The following is a 17,570-nucleotide window of genomic DNA, read 5'->3' as shown; positions in this document are numbered from 1 at the left end:
TCCTTTAATTTTAAATAACAAAATTGATTTCAAATTATACAAAAGTTCTACTGAAATGAACATTATATCTTTTATTACATAACGATGATTTTGTTTCATTTATGGTAAAATTCCAAATCCAAAACTTTTGCCTCAAACATTAAAATCTTATAAAAACCTTAAATTAAGTAGAATATAAGTTTATCCAGCTATACTTCCACCACTTAAAATATAAACTTGAAAGGTTCAAGAATGAAATTTACTAAAATTGCTTCTGCTGAACAAATCGATCAAAAATGGGTTTTGATTGACGCAGAGGGTAAAACATTCGGTCGTTTAATCAGTGAAGTAGCTACAACTCTTCGTGGTAAAAACAAACCATGTTATACTCCAAATATCGACTGTGGTGACTACGTAGTTATCATCAATGCTTCTAAAGTAAAATTTAACGGTTTAGGTAAAATCGCTAATAAAGAGTACCACTCTCACTCTGGTTACTTCGGTAGTACAAAAAGTGTTAAAATGACTGAGCTTTTAGAGAAAAACCCTGAGAAACTATATAAATTAGCTACTCGTGGTATGCTTCCTAAAACTAAGCTTGGTGCAAAAATGCTTAAAAAATTAAAAGTATATGCAGGTGACCAACATCCTCACACTGCACAAATTGCTAAGTAAGGATTGATATATGGCAAATAAAATATATGCAACTGGTCGTCGTAAAAGCTCAATCGCTAAAGTTTGGTTAACTCCAGGTAGCGGTAAAATTACTGTAAACGGTCTTTCTTTAGACGCGTTTTTAGGTGGTCTTGAGGCGAAAAAACTTCGTGTTAAACAACCATTAAACATTACTAAACAAGACGGTGCTGTAGATATCGTTGCTACTACTTTAGGTGGTGGTTTCGGTGGTCAAGCTGACGCTCTTCGCCACGGTATTTCTCGTGCATTAGTAAAATTTAACCCAGAGTTAAAAGCTATCCTTAAACCTGAAGGTATGATGACTCGTGATTCACGTGTTGTTGAACGTAAAAAGCCAGGTAAAAGAAAAGCACGTCGTTCTCGTCAGTTCTCAAAACGTTAATCGTTTTTTCGAGAAAACTTTTCTTACAATCTATCCAGAGTTTTTCTCTGGATACTTTCTTTATTCTTCTAAAATATAAATCACATTTTTTCAATTTTCACTATCTTTAAAAACTTTTGTATATAATGCTCGCAATAAAATATAAAGGTTTAGTATATGAAAAAAGTTTCGATACTCATCGTATTAGTTATTGGTGTTTTAGCCACTTTACCAATCATTGGAAATAAGTATGTCAGCTCTACGATGGATGAAAGAGTTAATGAACTTAAGAACCATGGTTTAGAAGTGAAAGAATCACTAGAAACAAGTTCCTATCTTACAACCTCTAAACACTACGAATTTTTACTTCAAGATTCTGCAAAATTTATAGACTTTTTAAACCAATATGCTACAAACCAAATACCCCCTTATGTAGATTCTTTGATCAACGGTGTAGTAGTCGGTGTAGATGTCGAGCACAGTAATATTCCTTTTTTTAGCACAATAGCACTAGATATCTATCCTATAGATTTTTCTGAAAAAATGATGGAATCTTTGAAAAAAAACGATATAAATTTTTATAAACAGCTTGATAGCTTTCTTGCGACTAAAGGTCTTAGTTACCATATGAACTATCATCTATCAAGTGAGCAATTTGACGGTTACATTAAGGATATTGAACAAACATTCAAAGCAGAAGACGGTACTACGTTAACACTCTTTTTAAACGACACAAAGTTTGATGGAAAAGGGAGGTTGATAGCACCTCAAAGTTCACTTTTTCATATAGGAAAACTCAATCTTAACATTGTAGATAAAAGAGATAAGTTTGTATTTAACGTGGAAAATTTTCAGGGGAGTTCAGATTTTACATCTAAAGCAACTTACAATACGGATCTAAGTGTGAAAAACTTTAAATTTATTGTAGATGAAAAAAATGATGCTCTGTATATGAACGTAAATGACTTCAGTGGAAAGTTTGCTTCTGATGATCAAGGGGAAAAAACTAAACTTTTTGGAACTTCGGCCTTTAAAGAGATGACTATAGAAGGTTCTGAACTTGACTTGGCAGTTAAAGAGTTTAAATATGAATTTGCACTCTCACAACTTGATAAAGAGTTGTTTGATAAACTGCAAACATTAGTGGCTGACCAAAATGTAAAAACAGGTCGTACAACGTCAAAAGAGATCGAGAAGGTGATAATCGATCTGTTCTCAAAAGGTTTAGAGTTAAATATTAAAAATATCTCTGTTGATGATATTATCTATAACAAAACTAAGGAGTATAAAGGGTTTAGTTTTAACTCTCTTGTAAACATTAAAGCAGACCCGGATCTTGCAGTAAAAATGAAACAAATGCCGATGGATGCTTTAAATAACATAGATATGAGTTCTGAACTGGTACTTTCAAAAGAGCTCTATCAAGAGTTGGAAAATAAAGGGCTCAATATATATACATATGCGGAAGTGCAAGAGAATAGTGTGAAGTTTAAATCAACCTATAAAAACGGACAACTTCTTGTGAACGGGAAACCGATTAACTAAATATGAAATTTCTTTTTGCGCTTCTAATCACTTACAATCTTTTCGCATCGACTTTGCATCTTGCAACGTCGGCAAATCCTTCAAGATTAAATCCTCTGCTAGCAACTGATTCAAGCTCGGGAGAGATAGCGGGATTTATTTTTAACGGTCTTGTAAAATATGATAAAGACAACAAAAACATCATTGGAGACCTTGCAAAAAACTACTACTTTAAAGATGATAAAACTTTAGTATTCGAGTTAAGAAAGGGTGTAAAATGGCATGACGGAGAAACGTTCAGTGCTAAAGATGTGTTGTTCACTTACGAGACTCTGAACTCGGACAAGATCTCTTCGCCGTACAGTTCAGGATTTCGTTTTGTAGAGAATGTAAAAATTCTTGACGATTACAGAGTTGAAGTGCATTATAAAAAACCCTATTTTAAAGCTTTAGAGACTTGGATGATGGGGATTATCCCCGAACATATTTTAAAAAATGAAAAAAATATGATGAGTTCCAAGTTTAATACAAATCCGATAGGAACAGGTCCGTATAAACTTGAAAAGCTAGAGTTCTCAAAAGATATAGAACTCAAAGCATTTGATGAGTATTTTGAAGGCAGAGCAAAGATAGATAAAATTGCTTTTCATGTGATCGCAGATTCGATGACAAGTTTTTTGATGTTGAAATCTTCAAAGCTCGATCTCGGCTCACTTGAACCTATGGCGTATGAGAGACAGTTAAACAAAGAGTTTTTTAACAACTTTAATATTTATGAAAAAATTTCACTCTCATACACCTATCTCGGATTTAATCTGCGTGAGAAAAAGTTTCAAAATCCGGATGTGAGAGAGGCGCTCTCTTTAGCGATAGACAGACAGGAGCTGGTAGATATACTTTTTTTTAAACACGCAAAAGTTTGTACGGGACCGTTTCTTCCTGGAAGTGCAGCTTTTAATCCGGATGTAAAAGCACCGAAGCAAGATATACAAAAAGCAAAATTATTGCTTAAAAAAGCGGGCTATGATGCAAACAACCCTTTTACGTTTGAGATAGTAACTTCAAACTCAAGCAAGATCAGACCATATGCGGCAGAGATTCTCCAGCATCAATTAGCTCAGGCGGGAGTTATTGTAAAGCTTAGAGTTATGGAGTGGCAGGCATTTTTAAATACAGTTGTATTTCCACATAAGTTTGATGCCGTACTTCTTGGCTGGGGACTCTCACCGACTCCTGATCCGTATATGTTCTGGCATAGTGATAACGATAAAACAGGTGGATTTAATCTTGTAGGTTACAAAAATAAAAAGATAGATAAGATGATCGAAGAATCTCAGGCTATGGTTGATCGAGAAGCATTGGCAAAAAAATGGCAAGAGATGTTCTCGATCATTACCAATGATAATCCCTATCTATTTTTATATATCCCAAACTCCATAACTGCAGTCAATAAAGATATAAAAAATATAGAGCCTGCCCTTAGCGGAATATGGCACAACTATATCCGATGGGAAAAATAAGAGTTTTTTAATCATAATTTCACTAAAATCGCCGCTTTTAAATGATACAGGGGAAAGAATGAATAAAAAACTATTAGGTAGTTTACTGGTTGCAGGAAGTTTATTGAGTGCAAACGAAGTAAACAGTGTAGAGAAGATGTTTACAGAGGGGAAAGTAAACGCTAACGTAAAATACTACTACATTCAGACAGATAAAGATTTTGCATCGGCTCCGAGTACATCGGCTAATGCAAACTCGCTGGGCGGTAAGTTGACTTATGAAACGGCACAGTTAAAAGGTTTTAGTGCAAAAGCTACTTTTATGACTACAAATGCTTTTGGACTAGATGGTAGTGTTGATACTTCAATTCTAGGAAAAGATAACGGTGTCTATTACAATGATCCAAACAGAGCAGATGACTCTTTCTCAGTACTCGGTGAAGCGTATATCAAGTACACATACGACAATTTAGCATTTACATTTGGTAGAGAGGTAATGCATTCACCGTTAATAGATGCTAAAGAGGTAAGAATGCTTCCTTCTGCCGTTGAGGGTGCGTTTATAGACTACAAATTAAACAATGAGATAGCACTCGGTTTCTCTTACCTGGATAAATTTAAACAAAGAACATCGGATAGATTTACAAATATTGTTGAACATGCTTTGGGTGCAGACACAATGGCAGTAACAGGTTCTGATAATGGGAATGTGTATATGCTTGACGGTATATATAAAACAGATGCACTTGAAGTAAGAGCGTATGAGTATTATGCACCTGATTTTATGAACTCTATCTATGTAGATGCAAAAATTACACATAAATTTGATAATGTTGCAACTACATTGGCTGCACAGTACATCAACCAAATGAGTGTTGGGAATGCGGATGATTATTTTGCGGCAAACCCAACGTATGCTGATGGAAAAATAAATGTAAATGCTTTTGCTATCAAAGCAACTGCAAAAATTGATGAGTCGGCATTCACACTTGCTTATTCAAATGTTTTAAGAGATGAAGGTTCTCACGACTCTTTAGTATTGCCATGGGACGGTACACCGCTGTTTACAAATATGATCACATCAAACGACCTTTTCCAATCTATTTACGGTTCTGCTTTGAAAGCTGACAGTGTGTATATCGGTGGTTCACAAGGGATTAAGATGGCATATGCGCAAGGTTTTGATTTTACAGGTTATAAAGGCTTTTCAACAACTTTTTCATTTTTAAATACTACAAACTCAAGAGCAGGCTTTGATAAAGATCAAAGAGATTACAATGTAGTTCTTGGATATAAATACGATACACATTTCTCTTTAGCGCTTAAAGGGATCTGGGTAGATAACAATACGGGTGCTGACAAAGATGGAAGTGTTACTCAGATCAAACAATTAACGCAATACAGAGTGATTGCAAACTACCAATTCTAATATGATTATACTTTTCGATTTAGACGGAACCCTTATAGATTCAACAGAAGCTATTTTAGAGGGGTTTCACCACTCATTTGACTTGCATAACCATCCACATCCGAGTGATGAAGAGATCAAAGCGTTGATAGGCCATCCTTTGGATGTAATGTTTAGTGATTTAGGTGCACCGCAGGAAAGCATTTGGGATTTTGTAGACTCTTATAAAGAACATTATCGAAAGATATCTACACTTAAAACAGAACTTTTACCACAGGCACGAGAAGCTGTTGAGCTGGCAAGTGAATTTGCAGAGCTCGGCATCGTAACCACAAAAACGGGAAAATACTCTCAAATATTGATGGAACATTTTGGAATTATGGATAAATTTCAAGTTTTAATAGGACGGGAAGATGTTCAAAATCCAAAACCTCATGCCGAACCGATTCAAAAAGCTTTAGAATCTTTTTCAAATCTTAAACAAAAAGATATTTGGATGATTGGTGATACTGAACTCGACCTTATCAGTGCAAAAAATGCTTCTGTAAAAAGTATAGGAGTTTTAAGCGGATATGGAGAAAAAAACACACTAATTAAACACACTTCAACGATATTTAACACCACATACGAGGCAATAGAGTACTTAAAGGGTATAAAATGAAACACTATTACCTTGTAAAGTAATCTATATTATATTATCAAGCTATATTTAAGTGCATCTTTTCTAAAATACTACCATCTAAAAGTATAGAGAAAATCACATTTCTCGATAAAGATTAAGGAGAATTTATGCTAGAAATCAGATGGCATAGTCGTGCTGGTCAAGGTGCTGTTACAGGTGCTAAAGGTTTAGCGGACGTAATTTCTACAACTGGTAAGCATGTACAAGCATTTGCATTCTATGGTTCAGCTAAGCGTGGTGCTGCAATGACTGCGTATAACCGTGTTGATGATGAGATGATTATGAATCATGAAAAATATATGGAACCTGATTATGTTTTCGTGATAGACCCAGCATTAGTTTACACATCTGATGTGACTATTAACCACAAAGATACAACAAAATATATTATTACAACTCACATGACTACAGAAGAGTTAAAAAAGTCTCAACCAAAACTAGCAGATAAAGAAGTTTATACTGTTGACTGTATTAAAATAGCACAAGAGACTATCGGTCGTCCTATTCCAAATACACCAATGTTAGGTGCATTCATGAAGATTTCTGGTATGTATGATATAGAATTCTTTAAAGAGAGTATGCAAAGAATTCTTGCAAAACTACCACAAAAAATTATTGATGCAAATATGATCGCTATTCAGCGCGCATATGACGAAGTAAAGTAAGGAGCGTATAATGGCAAATACAGGTTGGAATGAATTTGAAATAGGAGCTATGTTACGTTCTTTTGACGGTGGTATCGATGATATTGCCGGAACGTTACAAGAAGATCGTAATTATTCACAAAACAACTCTTTCTCTGCATCTGTTGCAGACTGGAGAATTGAAAAACCGGTTTTCAACAAAGACTATTGTATAGATTGTCAATTTTGTTGGATCTACTGTCCAGATATCTCTATTATTTCAAGAGATAAAAAAATGGTTGGTGTAGATATGGACCACTGTAAAGGTTGTGGTATATGTGTTGAGGTTTGTCCAACAAACCCTAAATCACTTTTAATGTTCCCAGAGCACGCAGACGAAGAGACTGAGATTGCTAGATGGCCAGAGAAAGAAACTAAGGAGAAATAGATGGCATTTGATAAAATGGAATTAAGAGACATTGAAGTATGGGATGGAAACTTCGCTGCTGCTCAAGCAATGAGACAATGTCAAATCGATGTTGTTGCTGCGTATCCTATTACTCCTTCTACTCCAATTGTTGAAGGGTATGCAAAATTCTTAGCGGATAACTACGTTGAGGGTGAATTCGTTATGGTTGAATCTGAACATGCAGCTATGTCTGGATGTATCGGTGCTGCAGCTGCGGGTGGTCGTGTTGCTACTGCAACATCTTCTCAAGGTTTTGCACTAATGGTAGAGACTTTATACCAAGCGTCTGGTATGCGTTTACCAATCGTTTTAAATGTTGTTAACCGTGCACTTGCTGCTCCGCTTAACGTAAACGGTGACCATTCAGATATGTACCTTGGTCGTGACTCTGGTTGGATTCAATTAGATGCATACTGTCCACAAGATGCATATGACTTAAACTTCATCGCTTTTAAAGTTGCTGAAGATCACGAAGTAAGACTTCCATGTATGGTTCACCAAGATGGTTTCATGACTTCACATACTGCACAAGGTGTAAAAACTTTAACTGATGATCAAGGGTATAACTTTGTAGGTGACTTTAAACCTATGAATGATATGCTTGACTTTGAACATCCTGTAACACATGGTGTACAAACAGAGGAAGATTGGCACTTTGAGCATAAAGCTCGTCAACACAATGACCTTATGACTAAAGTACTTCCTAAAATTCAAACTGCATTTGATGAGTTTGAAAAGTTAAGTGGTCGTAAATACAACATCGTTGAAGAGTACGATATGGCTGATGCTGATGTAGCAGTTGTATGTATGGGTACTTCAGTTGAAACTGCTCGTGAAGTTGCAACTGAGATGAGAGCAAAAGGTATCAAAGCTGGTGTTGTTGGTATCAGAGTTATTCGTCCATTCCCATTTGAGCAAATTAAAGATGCATTAAAAGATGTAAAAGCTATCGGTGCATTAGACCGTTCATCTCCAAATGGTGCTCCAGGTATGTTATTTAACGAGATTGCAGGTGCATTATTCAATGCAGACACAAATGCTTTACTTTCTGGTTATGTATATGGTCTTGGTGGTCGTGACTTAACAAAGGCACATTTAACTGATCTCTTTACTGAACTTCAAGCAAACGTTGATGCTGGTAAAGTTACAACTCCATTACAACAGTTTATCGGTGTTCGTGGACCGAAACTATCATTTTTATAGGACGTTATCATGAGTGAAATGAAAAAAATTAAAAACTTAAAAGAGTTCTCAACTTCTGCAGACAGATTTGAAGGTGCAAACCTTCTTTGTCCTGGTTGTGCTCACTCTATCATCGTTCGTGAAGTTTTAAATGCTACAAACGATGACTTAGTACTTTCAGCTTCAACTGGATGTCTAGAAGTTTGTACGGCAGTTTATCCGTATACTTCATGGGATGCTTCTTGGATCCATATCGGTTTCGAAAATGGTTCAACTGCAGTTGCAGGTGCTGAAGCTATGCATAAAGCACTTGCTCGTAAAGGTAGACTAAAACAACCTGATCGTAATCCTAAATTCGTATCTTTCGCGGGTGACGGTGCATCTTACGATATCGGTTTCCAATGGATCTCTGGTTGTATGGAACGTGGTCATAACATCATGCACGTTGTACTTGACAATGAAGTATATGCAAATACTGGTGGTCAACGTTCATCTTCTACACCAATCGGTGGTAGTACAACAACTTCACCTGCTGGTCGTGTATCTTACGGTGAAAAACAAAACAAAAAAGATATGGTATCTATCATGGCTAGCCACGGTATCCCATACTCTGCACAAGTTGCTCCAAATAAATGGAAAGACATGGTTAAGAAAATCCAACACGGTTTTGCAGTAGATGGACCGGTATTTATCAATGCTGTTTCACCTTGTACAACTGAGTGGAAATTCGATCCAAAAGATACTATGTACTTAAGTGACTTATCAACTGACTCATTAGTGTTCCCACTGTATGAGATCATTGATGGACATGAGTTAAACATCACTTACCGTCCTAAAAATGTTGTACCTGTTGAAGAGTATTTAGCGGCTCAAGGTCGTTTCAAACACCTTTTCAAAGATGAATATAAACACCTTATCAAAGAGTGGCAAGAGAGAGTTGACAAAAACTGGGCGTATTTAAACCGCCGCGAAGAAGCTAGAGTTTAAGAAACTCATAGCTTCACAGCATCTTGCACTAAACTCTGAAATTGACGTACTTTTAGTACGCCTTCATTCAGAGTTTTGCACAATCTACTGCAAATCAATAAGTTTTTAGATTTCTAACAAACTCCTTCCATTTTTTAATAACTTTTTCAAAATTTTCTTTTTTTCAACTTTTGTATTATAATATAGCAATAGCTCCGAATGTAATGGAGGGTTTTTATGCTAGATATTATTTTATTGCGTATTGCTAAAAGTGCGATCATATCCCGGTTGGATCCCAGTTATAGTTTTGATAAAGAAGCTGTAGTTAAAGAGTATCCCTATTTAGAAGAAGAGGGTGCTTGTTTTGTAACACTTCACTACGATAAACAGTTGCGTGGTTGTATAGGTTCTATCATTGCATATCGTAGTCTTATGGATGATATAGTCCAAAATGCCCTTTCTGCTGCTTTTGGTGATCCAAGATTTTCCCCTTTAAGAGTAAGCGAACTCGATGCATTAGATATTGAGGTCTCCGTCTTAACTCCACCAGAGATAATAACTTACAGTGACTATGATGATCTAGTCTCAAAAATCGTACCGCATAAAGATGGGCTTATTCTTCAAGGGGGAGGATATCAAGGAACATTTTTACCCCAAGTATGGGATGATATTCCAAGACCTGAACAATTTTTAGAACACTTATCGTATAAAGCAGGGGGAAATCCCTCGATCTACCAACAACATCCGACAATGTACAGATATCATGTTGAAGCAATAGAGGAGAGATACGATGCAATATTACCGTTATAAAGATGACCACTCAATCACTTGTGTATTATGTAAACATTACTGTACTCTAAAAGAGAATAAAAACGGTATATGCGGGATAAATTACAATATTAACGGCGAGCTTGTAAATGCTACTTATGGACATCCAAGTGCTTTACATGTCGATCCAATTGAGAAAAAACCGCTATACCATTTTTTACCGGGGAGCAGATCGTTATCCCTTGGAACTGTCGGATGTAACTTTCGATGTCCGTTCTGTCAAAATTATGATATCTCACAAACAACACAAATTAATGAAGCTGTCAATTATTCTCCAGAGGATATAGTTGCTTTAGCACTGGAACACAAAACAGAGAGTATCAGCTACACTTACAACGAACCTACTATCTGGTACCCTTATGCAAAAGATATCGGTGTATTGGCAAAAGAGAAAGGTTTAAAGAACGTATTTGTATCAAGCGGTTTTGAATCGCATGAAGTTTTAGAAGATATGCGTTCATGGGTTGATGCTGCAAATATTGACCTGAAAAGTTTTTCTCATGACTATTATAAAAAAGTTCTCAAAACAAATCTTGACGGTGTTTTGGATTCCCTTGTGGAATTTGCAAAAAGTGAAATCTGGCTAGAGATCACAACATTACTTATTCCGGGAGTTAACGATAGCGATGAGGAGATAAATCAAATGGCAGAGTTTATCTCCTCAAAATTAGGGACAGCTATACCATGGCATTTCAGTGCATTTCATCCCGATTATAAAATGTTGGATACTCCGAGTACCCCGATAGAGACATTACAAAGAGCAAGAGATATTGCACATAAGTATGGGATAAAGTATGTCTATCTGGGAAATGTAATAACTGACGGCTCTACTTACTGCCCTGCATGTGAGGCAAAAGTGGTGCAAAGAGATGGTTATTTTTCAGAGATAGTCGGACTGGAAAATTCTCGATGTAGTAGTTGTGGAGAGTTAATAGAGGGAGTTTGGCAATGAATAGAGAGATGAGTGTCAATGGAAGTTTTTATCCTGCCAATGCAGATGAGATACAAAAATATTTTGAGTATTTTACTAAAATGTACGATGATAAACATAGCTTGCCAAATATAAAAACTCGTACAGTCATAGTGCCGCATGCCGGGTATGTATTTTCTGGATATACTGCAAATATAGCTCACAGAATGCTGGAACATTCGGGGATAAAAAGATTCGTAGTTATAGGCCCGTCTCACAGAGTGGCTTTTCACGGAGTAAGTATGTGTCCGTATGAAAAGTATGATACACCTTTTGGTAGTATAGAGAGCGATCAAGAGATTGTAAACATTTTACAAGAAAAGTTACAACTCTCATTTTTTCCTCAAGCACATCATGAACATTCAACAGAGGTGCAGTTCCCGTTTTTGAAATATTATATACCGGATGTTAAAGTTGTCGAACTAGTGTACTCTAGTGCATATTCAGATACAATTTCCGAGATCATAGATCTGCTCTTAAAGCAAGATGATATAGGTGTGATTATAAGTACCGATCTTAGCCATTTTTATACTCTTGCAGAGGCAAATACTCTTGATCAGGTATGTGTAGAAGCGATAGAAAATTTAGATATTACAAAACTACATCAAGGGTGTGAAGCGTGTGGTATGATAGGTGTCGAGGGGATGATTAAAAGCGCAAAAAAATCAGGAATGGCCGGGCATATCTTAGATTATAGAACAAGTGCCGAGATGAGTCACGATGAGCAAAGCGTAGTTGGATATGTTAGTGCTTATTTCAGCTAATTAATTTCAAAGATCAGAATTATAAATCTAAAACTCGGTAGAATAGCGAAATAAAATCGTATAAAATTAAGGAAAAAATTATGCCATTACTAGATTCATTTACAGTTGATCATACAATTATGCCTGCACCTGCCGTTCGCCGTGCAAAAGGGATGAAAACACCTTCAGGTGATAAGATTACAGTTTTTGACCTTCGTTTTTATAAACCAAATGTCGATAAGATGGACGGAAAAGGGATCCATACGTTAGAGCACCTTTTTGCAGGATTTATGAGAGATCATTTAAATTCAAAAAAAGTGGAAATTATCGACATCTCGCCAATGGGTTGTAGAACTGGTTTTTATATGTCTGTAATAGGGACTCCATCAGAGAAAAAAGTTGCAAAAGCTTGGAGAGAATCTATGGAAGATGTACTCAACGTGAAATCTGAAAAAGATATTCCGGAATTAAATGTATACCAGTGCGGTACATATAAGATGCATTCACTTAGAAATGCAAAGAAAATCGCTGCTGATGTATTAAGTCATAAAATTGGTGTAATGGACAACGACAAGTTGAAATTAAACCTTAAAAAAGTAGGAAAAAAGTAGATGTATGTTTTAGTTCCAATGGATAGTGACGAGGTTCAAGAAGCTTCCCTTGTAAAAGTTGCCGATGCAAAAGTTTGGGCACAGATACTGATCGAAGAGGGTGAAGTAGTAGAGATACTTCACGCCGATGAATTCGATAAGTTTGACAATCTTTCTGAAGCGGTTGTCCTAATAAATGATTTTGAGAACCCTATGCCGTTTTTAGAGTACAACATGATGCCTCTTGTTGCACATACTCAAAGAAGTATCGACGATATAGTTGAAGCTTATCTTTTCCGTGAACTTCACGATATGGCGGTTTAAAGGTTATTTTGATGGAACTCGAACAGTTTCTAGAACTTTTTAACCCGCTGCCTGGTAACTGCTATATGCAGGTTACCACACAGCCCGATCAAACAACAACGGCTCTTGGTGAACTAATGAAAAATGTCAACGGTGAGCTTAGAGTTGTTTACTACACAGAGGATCAGGAACTATTTGATAGCTTAGATGTTGAGAAGAAACAACAAGTAGATAGTTTTGCAAAACCTTTTCGAGCTTTGCCCCGTGATCACGATATGATAATCTTCAAAGATATCTTCAATCAACATTTACGACCCGAGCAGATACTTAAAACTGCCTATACAACCTTAGCAAATGCTGCACATATTATTATTATGGAGAAAAAAGGGACAATGGCTATCGAAGAGACTATAGAGTTACTTGATAAGTTTGAATTTCGTTCACCTAACTATATTGAAAACGTTGTTGAAGGGTACGATCTTGTAATGGCTAAGAAGCTTCATATGTGGGGTAATGGATTATAAAATTTTTTAATTTTATATATGATAGAATTGTTAGACATTAATACAAAGAGAATATATGAACTTCTTCAAGAACACCAAAAATCCTTACATCTTATTTTTTAAAATTTTGGGTTCAATTCTCACTATTTCACTCTTTATATATTCAATTTTTCTTTACAACTCTTATCTTTCAATCGTTCGTGAAACAGACAATCTACTTGATACGGTTTTAAAACAAAAATCAAAAAATATTACAGCTATGCTTGCACATATTGAGATGGACCTTGACTATATGGTTGAGTATGCAGAAAATAAAATAAAAAATGACGACCCTCAATTTACTAAGAAGGTAGAAACTAACTTTTTCCTGTTTGCAAAAAATCATCAGCACTACCAACAGGTGAGATACTTAGATTTAGAAGGAAAAGAGTTAGTCCGGGTTGACAGAATCAACAATCAAGTTGTTAGAAAAAAAGATCTGCAAGATAAAAGTTCAAGATATTATTATATCGAAGCGACAAAGTTACAAAAGGATGAGATCTATGTTTCACCATTAGATTTAAATATTGAATATGGTCAGGTTGAAGTGCCATATAGACCGATGATCCGATTTGCTGAACCGGTTTTTGTAAATGGGATGAAAAAAGGGTATATAGTTGTAAACTATTGTGCAAAAAACCTTTTGGAGGATATTAAAAAGTCAGATGAACATCTAAACAATATATTGCTAAACAAAGATGGATACTATTTGATTGGACTTGATTCAAATAAAGAGTTTGGATTTATGTTTCATAAGGGCGAAAACAGATTTTCAGATGATTATAAAACTGCATGGAATCAGATCTTACAAGGTGAAAAAAGCGTATTGGAATTTGATAATAAATATGCGCATTATCTCACATACGATCCGGTAAGTGTAATCAGCCCAAAAAGATCGATAGCAAGTGATAGAAAGTGGTACTTGATCGCATATCATACATATGAAGGGATGTGTGATGAACTGTGCAATATATTTAAATTAAACCTTATTTTCCTCATACCTCTTGTATTGATAGAAGTTTTTATCTCTTTTATTTTAACTAGATTAAAAATAAGAGATATGAAAGCACAAGAGTCTATTTCAGAACATCAGGACAAGATAGAAAATTTAGTAGATGAACAAAGAGATTTATTGTCGTTATTTGACATCGGTGATTCTACCTTGTTTAAATGGTGTAATGATGAGGAGTGGAGTGTCGCCTATGTATCTAAAAATATTGAACAAATGCTTGGATATACACAAAAAGATTTCTTTACTAAGAGAGTGACATATTTGGACTGTATTTATAAAGATGATTACAACAGGGTCGCTCAAGAAGTTGAGAGTGCAGAACAAAAGAAGCTTGATTTTTTTACACATGAACCGTATCGTATAGTGACAAAATCTGGTGAAGTAAAGTGGGTAGTAGATTATACAGTGGTAAAAAAAGATGAACAAGGCAATATTGAGTACTTTATAGGGTATATATCCGATATTACGCAGATGGTTGATGCTCAGCAAGAGATGCAGCATAAACTTCAGGATGTTATTGATACGCAAAACTCGATAGTAATATTGACTGACAGTAAAGAGCTTAAGTTTGCAAATAAAACATTTTTAGAGTTTTTCGGCTATGAGAAAATGGAGGATTTCCTCAAAAAATATAATTGTATATGTGACAGATTTATAGAACAAGACAGCTTCTTTCATTTAGGTAAGGTGAAAGAGGATGAAGAGAACTGGATTGAAAGTCTTTTAAATCTTAGCGGACGACAAAGGGTTGTATCCATGTTGAACTACAGTGTTGAACCGCACGCCTTTGCTGTTTCCATAAACAATTTCGGTGAGAACGAATATATTGTAAATTTCATCGATATCACAGACAGTATGGTAGAAAAACTCGAACTCAAAAAAGAAGCAAATATCGATGAATTGACGCAGCTTTATAACAGAATCTATTTCAATAAAAATATAGAAAATATTTTACAAGTGAATAAAAAACATGAATTCAAAACGGGAATAATCTTTTTCGATATAGACCACTTTAAAAATGTAAATGATACTTACGGTCATGATGCCGGAGATGAAGTTCTGCAAACAGTTGCAATGCTTGTAAAAAAACATACAAGAATGGATGATAAAGTTATAAGATGGGGTGGTGAAGAGTTTATAGTAATTAGTGCTGTAGAACATGAAGAGTCACTAGCTCAGATAGCGGAACATTTAAGAGTTGTGATTGAGGAGTATAACTTTAATAAAGTTGGTTCAGTTACTTGTAGTTTCGGTTGTCAAATGTATGATGAAGGAAAAGATATTTTAGAGACTATTAAAAAAGCTGATGAGAAGTTGTATTTTGCTAAAGAAAACGGTAGAAACAAGGTTGTGTTATAATGATTATATATAGAAATCTCTCTTTTTAAGGTGTACAATGAAAAAACATATACTCTTCATTCTCATTTTCTCTCTTCAGCTTTTTGGTTTCTCCACATCAAACGTACAGTTAATGTATGGAACTTTTAATGGCAACAGTTATGTTTTTGATACAAAAAACGGTGGTAAGACAACAATTACATTGGAGCATTACAGTGCATTTGAATATGGGGATGTTTATGCGTTTTTGGACTACTGTATTGCCGATGACAGATTTAAATACCATGATGATAAAACAAGTGAGTATGGAGAGTTGTCACCAAGGTTAGACTTAGGTGCACTTACTTCATCGGATTTGAGCTTTTTATTTGTAAAGAAAGTGTTTGCCGCATTTCAATACAACACGGACTTTCATGATTATAAAGCTTACCTATACGGTATCGGAACAGCTTTAGATGTTTACGGATTTGATTTTTTCAATGCAAATCTTTACCAAAAAGATCAAGTACACGGAGATAATGTGTATCAGGTGACACTGTCGTATCAGACAAAAAGTTTTTTCGAACTCTTTTATATCAATGGCTTTACCGACTACACAGAGAAAAACTTATTGAGTCAGAATCAGTTCCTTCACCCTTTTGGCGATAATCTCTCAGCCGGTGTGGAGTGGCATTATTATACGCAAGACCCGGATATTACATCAAATGTGTTCCAGGTGATGCTCAAATACAAATGGTAAACTTTACTTCACACTAAGCTTCATATGTTATATTGAAGGAAATTTTGGAAAGGATTGTATTTGAAACGGATAGTATTTAAAGTTGGAAGTAGTGTTTTAACGAATAGAGATGAAGTAGCAAAAGAGAGGATGTTAAACCTTGTAGCTTTGATCGCAGAAGCGAGAAAAGAGTATGAAGTTATCTTGGTTACTTCGGGTGCAGTCGCTTCTGGATATACGGCACTTAAACTTGATAGAAAAAAAGCAGTAAGTAAAAGAGTATTGGCATCGGTAGGGCAACCTATACTTATGCATAGTTATAAAAATAAGTTTGATATTTTCAATGTCGATATTGCACAGATACTTTTAACGGAAGAGGATTTTGACTCTCGAGTACATACAAAGATTTTTCAAGATATTATAGACAGTGCATTACGCAACGGGATATTACCGATTGTAAATGAAAACGATATTTCAACTATTCCAGACCAGCTTTTTGGAGACAATGATCAACTTTCAGCACATGTTGCACACTATACAAACGCAGATGCACTCATTATCCTTAGTGATATTCAAGGCTATTATGATGCAAATCCAAAAACAAATCCGGATGCAAAAATTTTAAAAGAGGTGAATGAGATCAATGACTCGGATCTTGAACAAGAACACTCTCCAAATAACGAATTCGCAACAGGCGGTATTGTAACAAAATTAAAAGCGGCAAAATATATTATGGATAAAGGTCGCAGTATGTTTTTATGTAGCGGATTTGATCTTAGTGCAGCGAGAGATTTTCTATTTAATAATGAGTATGAAAGCGGAACTCTATTTCAAAAGAAATAGAGTTATAGAAGTTATTCTTCGATTTGCTGTTGTTTGACAAGCTCTTTAAGGGAATGTCTCATATCAACAAATAAGTAAATGACGTAAAACATAACAATAAGATATGCACCTCCACCAATAATAACCCCTAGCCCTGCAAAAAAACTTGTTGTAAACATTGTACTGACGCCACCAATAAGAATCATAGTAGCAAGTAATATGAAAAAAATACTTAGAAGAAGCTCCCCTGAATTTAAAACAAATGAACGTATCATTTTATCCCTTTTGTGTTAAGATATGAATCTATATTATAAA

At 35.4% G+C, this 17,570-nt stretch carries 20 protein-coding genes; 19 read left to right on the top strand and 1 reads right to left on the bottom strand.

Annotated elements, in window-relative coordinates; all coding sequences use genetic code 11:
* The first annotated feature begins 231 nt into the window (after positions 1-231).
* The 19 genes from rplM to proB all read left to right on the top strand — a co-directional run bounded on the left by rplM (position 232) and on the right by proB (position 17,276).
* Positions 232-654, top strand: a complete 423-nt coding sequence (gene rplM, locus QWY88_RS07810) for a 50S ribosomal protein L13 (protein ID WP_193113437.1) — start codon at positions 232-234, stop codon at positions 652-654.
* Positions 655-664: 10 nt separating this feature from the next.
* On the top strand, positions 665-1,057 hold the full coding sequence (gene rpsI, locus QWY88_RS07805; RefSeq protein ID WP_304545825.1) for a 30S ribosomal protein S9: 393 nt from the start codon (positions 665-667) through the stop codon (positions 1,055-1,057).
* Between the two features lie 156 nt (positions 1,058-1,213).
* Positions 1,214-2,581 (top strand): YdgA family protein, encoded by a 1,368-nt coding sequence (locus QWY88_RS07800; RefSeq protein ID WP_304545824.1) that lies wholly within the window; start codon positions 1,214-1,216, stop codon positions 2,579-2,581.
* A 2-nt stretch (positions 2,582-2,583) separates the two neighbouring features.
* Entirely contained in the window at positions 2,584-4,080 is a 1,497-nt protein-coding gene (locus QWY88_RS07795) for a peptide-binding protein (RefSeq protein ID WP_304545822.1), read from the top strand.
* A gap of 58 nt (positions 4,081-4,138) precedes the next feature.
* Entirely contained in the window at positions 4,139-5,488 is a 1,350-nt protein-coding gene (locus QWY88_RS07790) for an OprD family outer membrane porin (RefSeq protein WP_304545820.1), read from the top strand.
* 1 nt (position 5,489) lies between these two features.
* The gene (locus QWY88_RS07785) at positions 5,490-6,128 is read left to right on the top strand and encodes an HAD family hydrolase (RefSeq protein ID WP_304545816.1); all 639 of its coding nucleotides are present in this window, start codon (positions 5,490-5,492) and stop codon (positions 6,126-6,128) included.
* A gap of 128 nt (positions 6,129-6,256) precedes the next feature.
* Positions 6,257-6,814, top strand: coding sequence for a pyruvate flavodoxin oxidoreductase subunit gamma (locus QWY88_RS07780; RefSeq protein ID WP_304545815.1), 558 nt, complete (start codon positions 6,257-6,259; stop codon positions 6,812-6,814).
* A gap of 10 nt (positions 6,815-6,824) precedes the next feature.
* Positions 6,825-7,220 (top strand): 4Fe-4S dicluster-binding protein, encoded by a 396-nt coding sequence (locus tag QWY88_RS07775; RefSeq protein ID WP_193113431.1) that lies wholly within the window; start codon positions 6,825-6,827, stop codon positions 7,218-7,220.
* Positions 7,221-8,444 carry a 2-oxoacid:ferredoxin oxidoreductase subunit alpha gene (locus tag QWY88_RS07770; protein ID WP_304545811.1) on the top strand — a complete coding sequence of 408 codons (1,224 nt, stop codon included), beginning with the start codon at positions 7,221-7,223 and terminating at the stop codon, positions 8,442-8,444.
* A gap of 9 nt (positions 8,445-8,453) precedes the next feature.
* Positions 8,454-9,410: a thiamine pyrophosphate-dependent enzyme gene (locus QWY88_RS07765; protein WP_304545809.1), complete on the top strand. Its 957-nt coding sequence runs from the start codon at positions 8,454-8,456 to the stop codon at positions 9,408-9,410.
* A 216-nt stretch (positions 9,411-9,626) separates the two neighbouring features.
* Complete coding sequence (gene amrA / locus QWY88_RS07760) at positions 9,627-10,199, top strand: AmmeMemoRadiSam system protein A (protein ID WP_304545808.1); 573 nt, start codon at positions 9,627-9,629, stop codon at positions 10,197-10,199.
* Entirely contained in the window at positions 10,180-11,169 is a 990-nt protein-coding gene (amrS, locus tag QWY88_RS07755) for an AmmeMemoRadiSam system radical SAM enzyme (protein WP_304545806.1), read from the top strand. The genes amrA and amrS overlap by 20 nt, the downstream gene beginning before the upstream one ends.
* Positions 11,166-11,951 carry an AmmeMemoRadiSam system protein B gene (gene amrB, locus QWY88_RS07750; RefSeq protein ID WP_304545804.1) on the top strand — a complete coding sequence of 262 codons (786 nt, stop codon included), beginning with the start codon at positions 11,166-11,168 and terminating at the stop codon, positions 11,949-11,951. The genes amrS and amrB overlap by 4 nt, the downstream gene beginning before the upstream one ends.
* Before the next feature lie 80 nt (positions 11,952-12,031).
* The gene (gene luxS / locus QWY88_RS07745) at positions 12,032-12,541 is read left to right on the top strand and encodes an S-ribosylhomocysteine lyase (RefSeq protein WP_304545802.1); all 510 of its coding nucleotides are present in this window, start codon (positions 12,032-12,034) and stop codon (positions 12,539-12,541) included.
* Positions 12,542-12,844: a hypothetical protein gene (locus tag QWY88_RS07740; protein WP_304545800.1), complete on the top strand. Its 303-nt coding sequence runs from the start codon at positions 12,542-12,544 to the stop codon at positions 12,842-12,844.
* Positions 12,845-12,855: 11 nt separating this feature from the next.
* Positions 12,856-13,347 carry a hypothetical protein gene (locus QWY88_RS07735; protein ID WP_304545797.1) on the top strand — a complete coding sequence of 164 codons (492 nt, stop codon included), beginning with the start codon at positions 12,856-12,858 and terminating at the stop codon, positions 13,345-13,347.
* A gap of 55 nt (positions 13,348-13,402) precedes the next feature.
* The gene (locus QWY88_RS07730) at positions 13,403-15,736 is read left to right on the top strand and encodes a sensor domain-containing diguanylate cyclase (protein WP_304545795.1); all 2,334 of its coding nucleotides are present in this window, start codon (positions 13,403-13,405) and stop codon (positions 15,734-15,736) included.
* 37 nt (positions 15,737-15,773) lie between these two features.
* Positions 15,774-16,454 carry an outer membrane protein OmpK gene (locus QWY88_RS07725; RefSeq protein WP_304545793.1) on the top strand — a complete coding sequence of 227 codons (681 nt, stop codon included), beginning with the start codon at positions 15,774-15,776 and terminating at the stop codon, positions 16,452-16,454.
* 60 nt (positions 16,455-16,514) lie between these two features.
* The gene (gene proB / locus QWY88_RS07720) at positions 16,515-17,276 is read left to right on the top strand and encodes a glutamate 5-kinase (protein WP_304545791.1); all 762 of its coding nucleotides are present in this window, start codon (positions 16,515-16,517) and stop codon (positions 17,274-17,276) included.
* Between the two features lie 11 nt (positions 17,277-17,287).
* Here proB and QWY88_RS07715 read toward each other — a convergent pair whose 3' ends face one another.
* Positions 17,288-17,530 carry a hypothetical protein gene (locus tag QWY88_RS07715; RefSeq protein ID WP_304545789.1) on the bottom strand — a complete coding sequence of 81 codons (243 nt, stop codon included), beginning with the start codon at positions 17,528-17,530 and terminating at the stop codon, positions 17,288-17,290.
* Positions 17,531-17,570: the final 40 nt, after the last annotated feature.

This window comes from Sulfurimonas sp. hsl 1-7 (assembly GCF_030577135.1).
Taxonomy (GTDB): domain Bacteria; phylum Campylobacterota; class Campylobacteria; order Campylobacterales; family Sulfurimonadaceae; genus Sulfurimonas; species Sulfurimonas microaerophilus.
The sequence above is the reverse complement of the archived record's forward strand: the minus strand, read 5'-3'. Positions and strand labels throughout refer to the sequence as shown.

Coding starts and splice junctions, on each gene's coding strand:
- rplM (WP_193113437.1), top strand. CDS start 232: ATGAAATTTACTAAAATTGCTTCTGCTGAACAAATCGATCAAAAATGG.
- QWY88_RS07790 (WP_304545820.1), top strand. CDS start 4,139: ATGAATAAAAAACTATTAGGTAGTTTACTGGTTGCAGGAAGTTTATTG.
- amrB (WP_304545804.1), top strand. CDS start 11,166: ATGAATAGAGAGATGAGTGTCAATGGAAGTTTTTATCCTGCCAATGCA.
- QWY88_RS07740 (WP_304545800.1), top strand. CDS start 12,542: ATGTATGTTTTAGTTCCAATGGATAGTGACGAGGTTCAAGAAGCTTCC.
- QWY88_RS07800 (WP_304545824.1), top strand. CDS start 1,214: ATGAAAAAAGTTTCGATACTCATCGTATTAGTTATTGGTGTTTTAGCC.
- QWY88_RS07765 (WP_304545809.1), top strand. CDS start 8,454: ATGAGTGAAATGAAAAAAATTAAAAACTTAAAAGAGTTCTCAACTTCT.
- QWY88_RS07735 (WP_304545797.1), top strand. CDS start 12,856: ATGGAACTCGAACAGTTTCTAGAACTTTTTAACCCGCTGCCTGGTAAC.
- QWY88_RS07795 (WP_304545822.1), top strand. CDS start 2,584: ATGAAATTTCTTTTTGCGCTTCTAATCACTTACAATCTTTTCGCATCG.
- rpsI (WP_304545825.1), top strand. CDS start 665: ATGGCAAATAAAATATATGCAACTGGTCGTCGTAAAAGCTCAATCGCT.
- QWY88_RS07770 (WP_304545811.1), top strand. CDS start 7,221: ATGGCATTTGATAAAATGGAATTAAGAGACATTGAAGTATGGGATGGA.
- luxS (WP_304545802.1), top strand. CDS start 12,032: ATGCCATTACTAGATTCATTTACAGTTGATCATACAATTATGCCTGCA.
- QWY88_RS07725 (WP_304545793.1), top strand. CDS start 15,774: ATGAAAAAACATATACTCTTCATTCTCATTTTCTCTCTTCAGCTTTTT.
- QWY88_RS07775 (WP_193113431.1), top strand. CDS start 6,825: ATGGCAAATACAGGTTGGAATGAATTTGAAATAGGAGCTATGTTACGT.
- QWY88_RS07715 (WP_304545789.1), bottom strand. CDS start 17,530: ATGATACGTTCATTTGTTTTAAATTCAGGGGAGCTTCTTCTAAGTATT.
- QWY88_RS07730 (WP_304545795.1), top strand. CDS start 13,403: ATGAACTTCTTCAAGAACACCAAAAATCCTTACATCTTATTTTTTAAA.
- amrS (WP_304545806.1), top strand. CDS start 10,180: ATGCAATATTACCGTTATAAAGATGACCACTCAATCACTTGTGTATTA.
- amrA (WP_304545808.1), top strand. CDS start 9,627: ATGCTAGATATTATTTTATTGCGTATTGCTAAAAGTGCGATCATATCC.
- QWY88_RS07780 (WP_304545815.1), top strand. CDS start 6,257: ATGCTAGAAATCAGATGGCATAGTCGTGCTGGTCAAGGTGCTGTTACA.
- QWY88_RS07785 (WP_304545816.1), top strand. CDS start 5,490: ATGATTATACTTTTCGATTTAGACGGAACCCTTATAGATTCAACAGAA.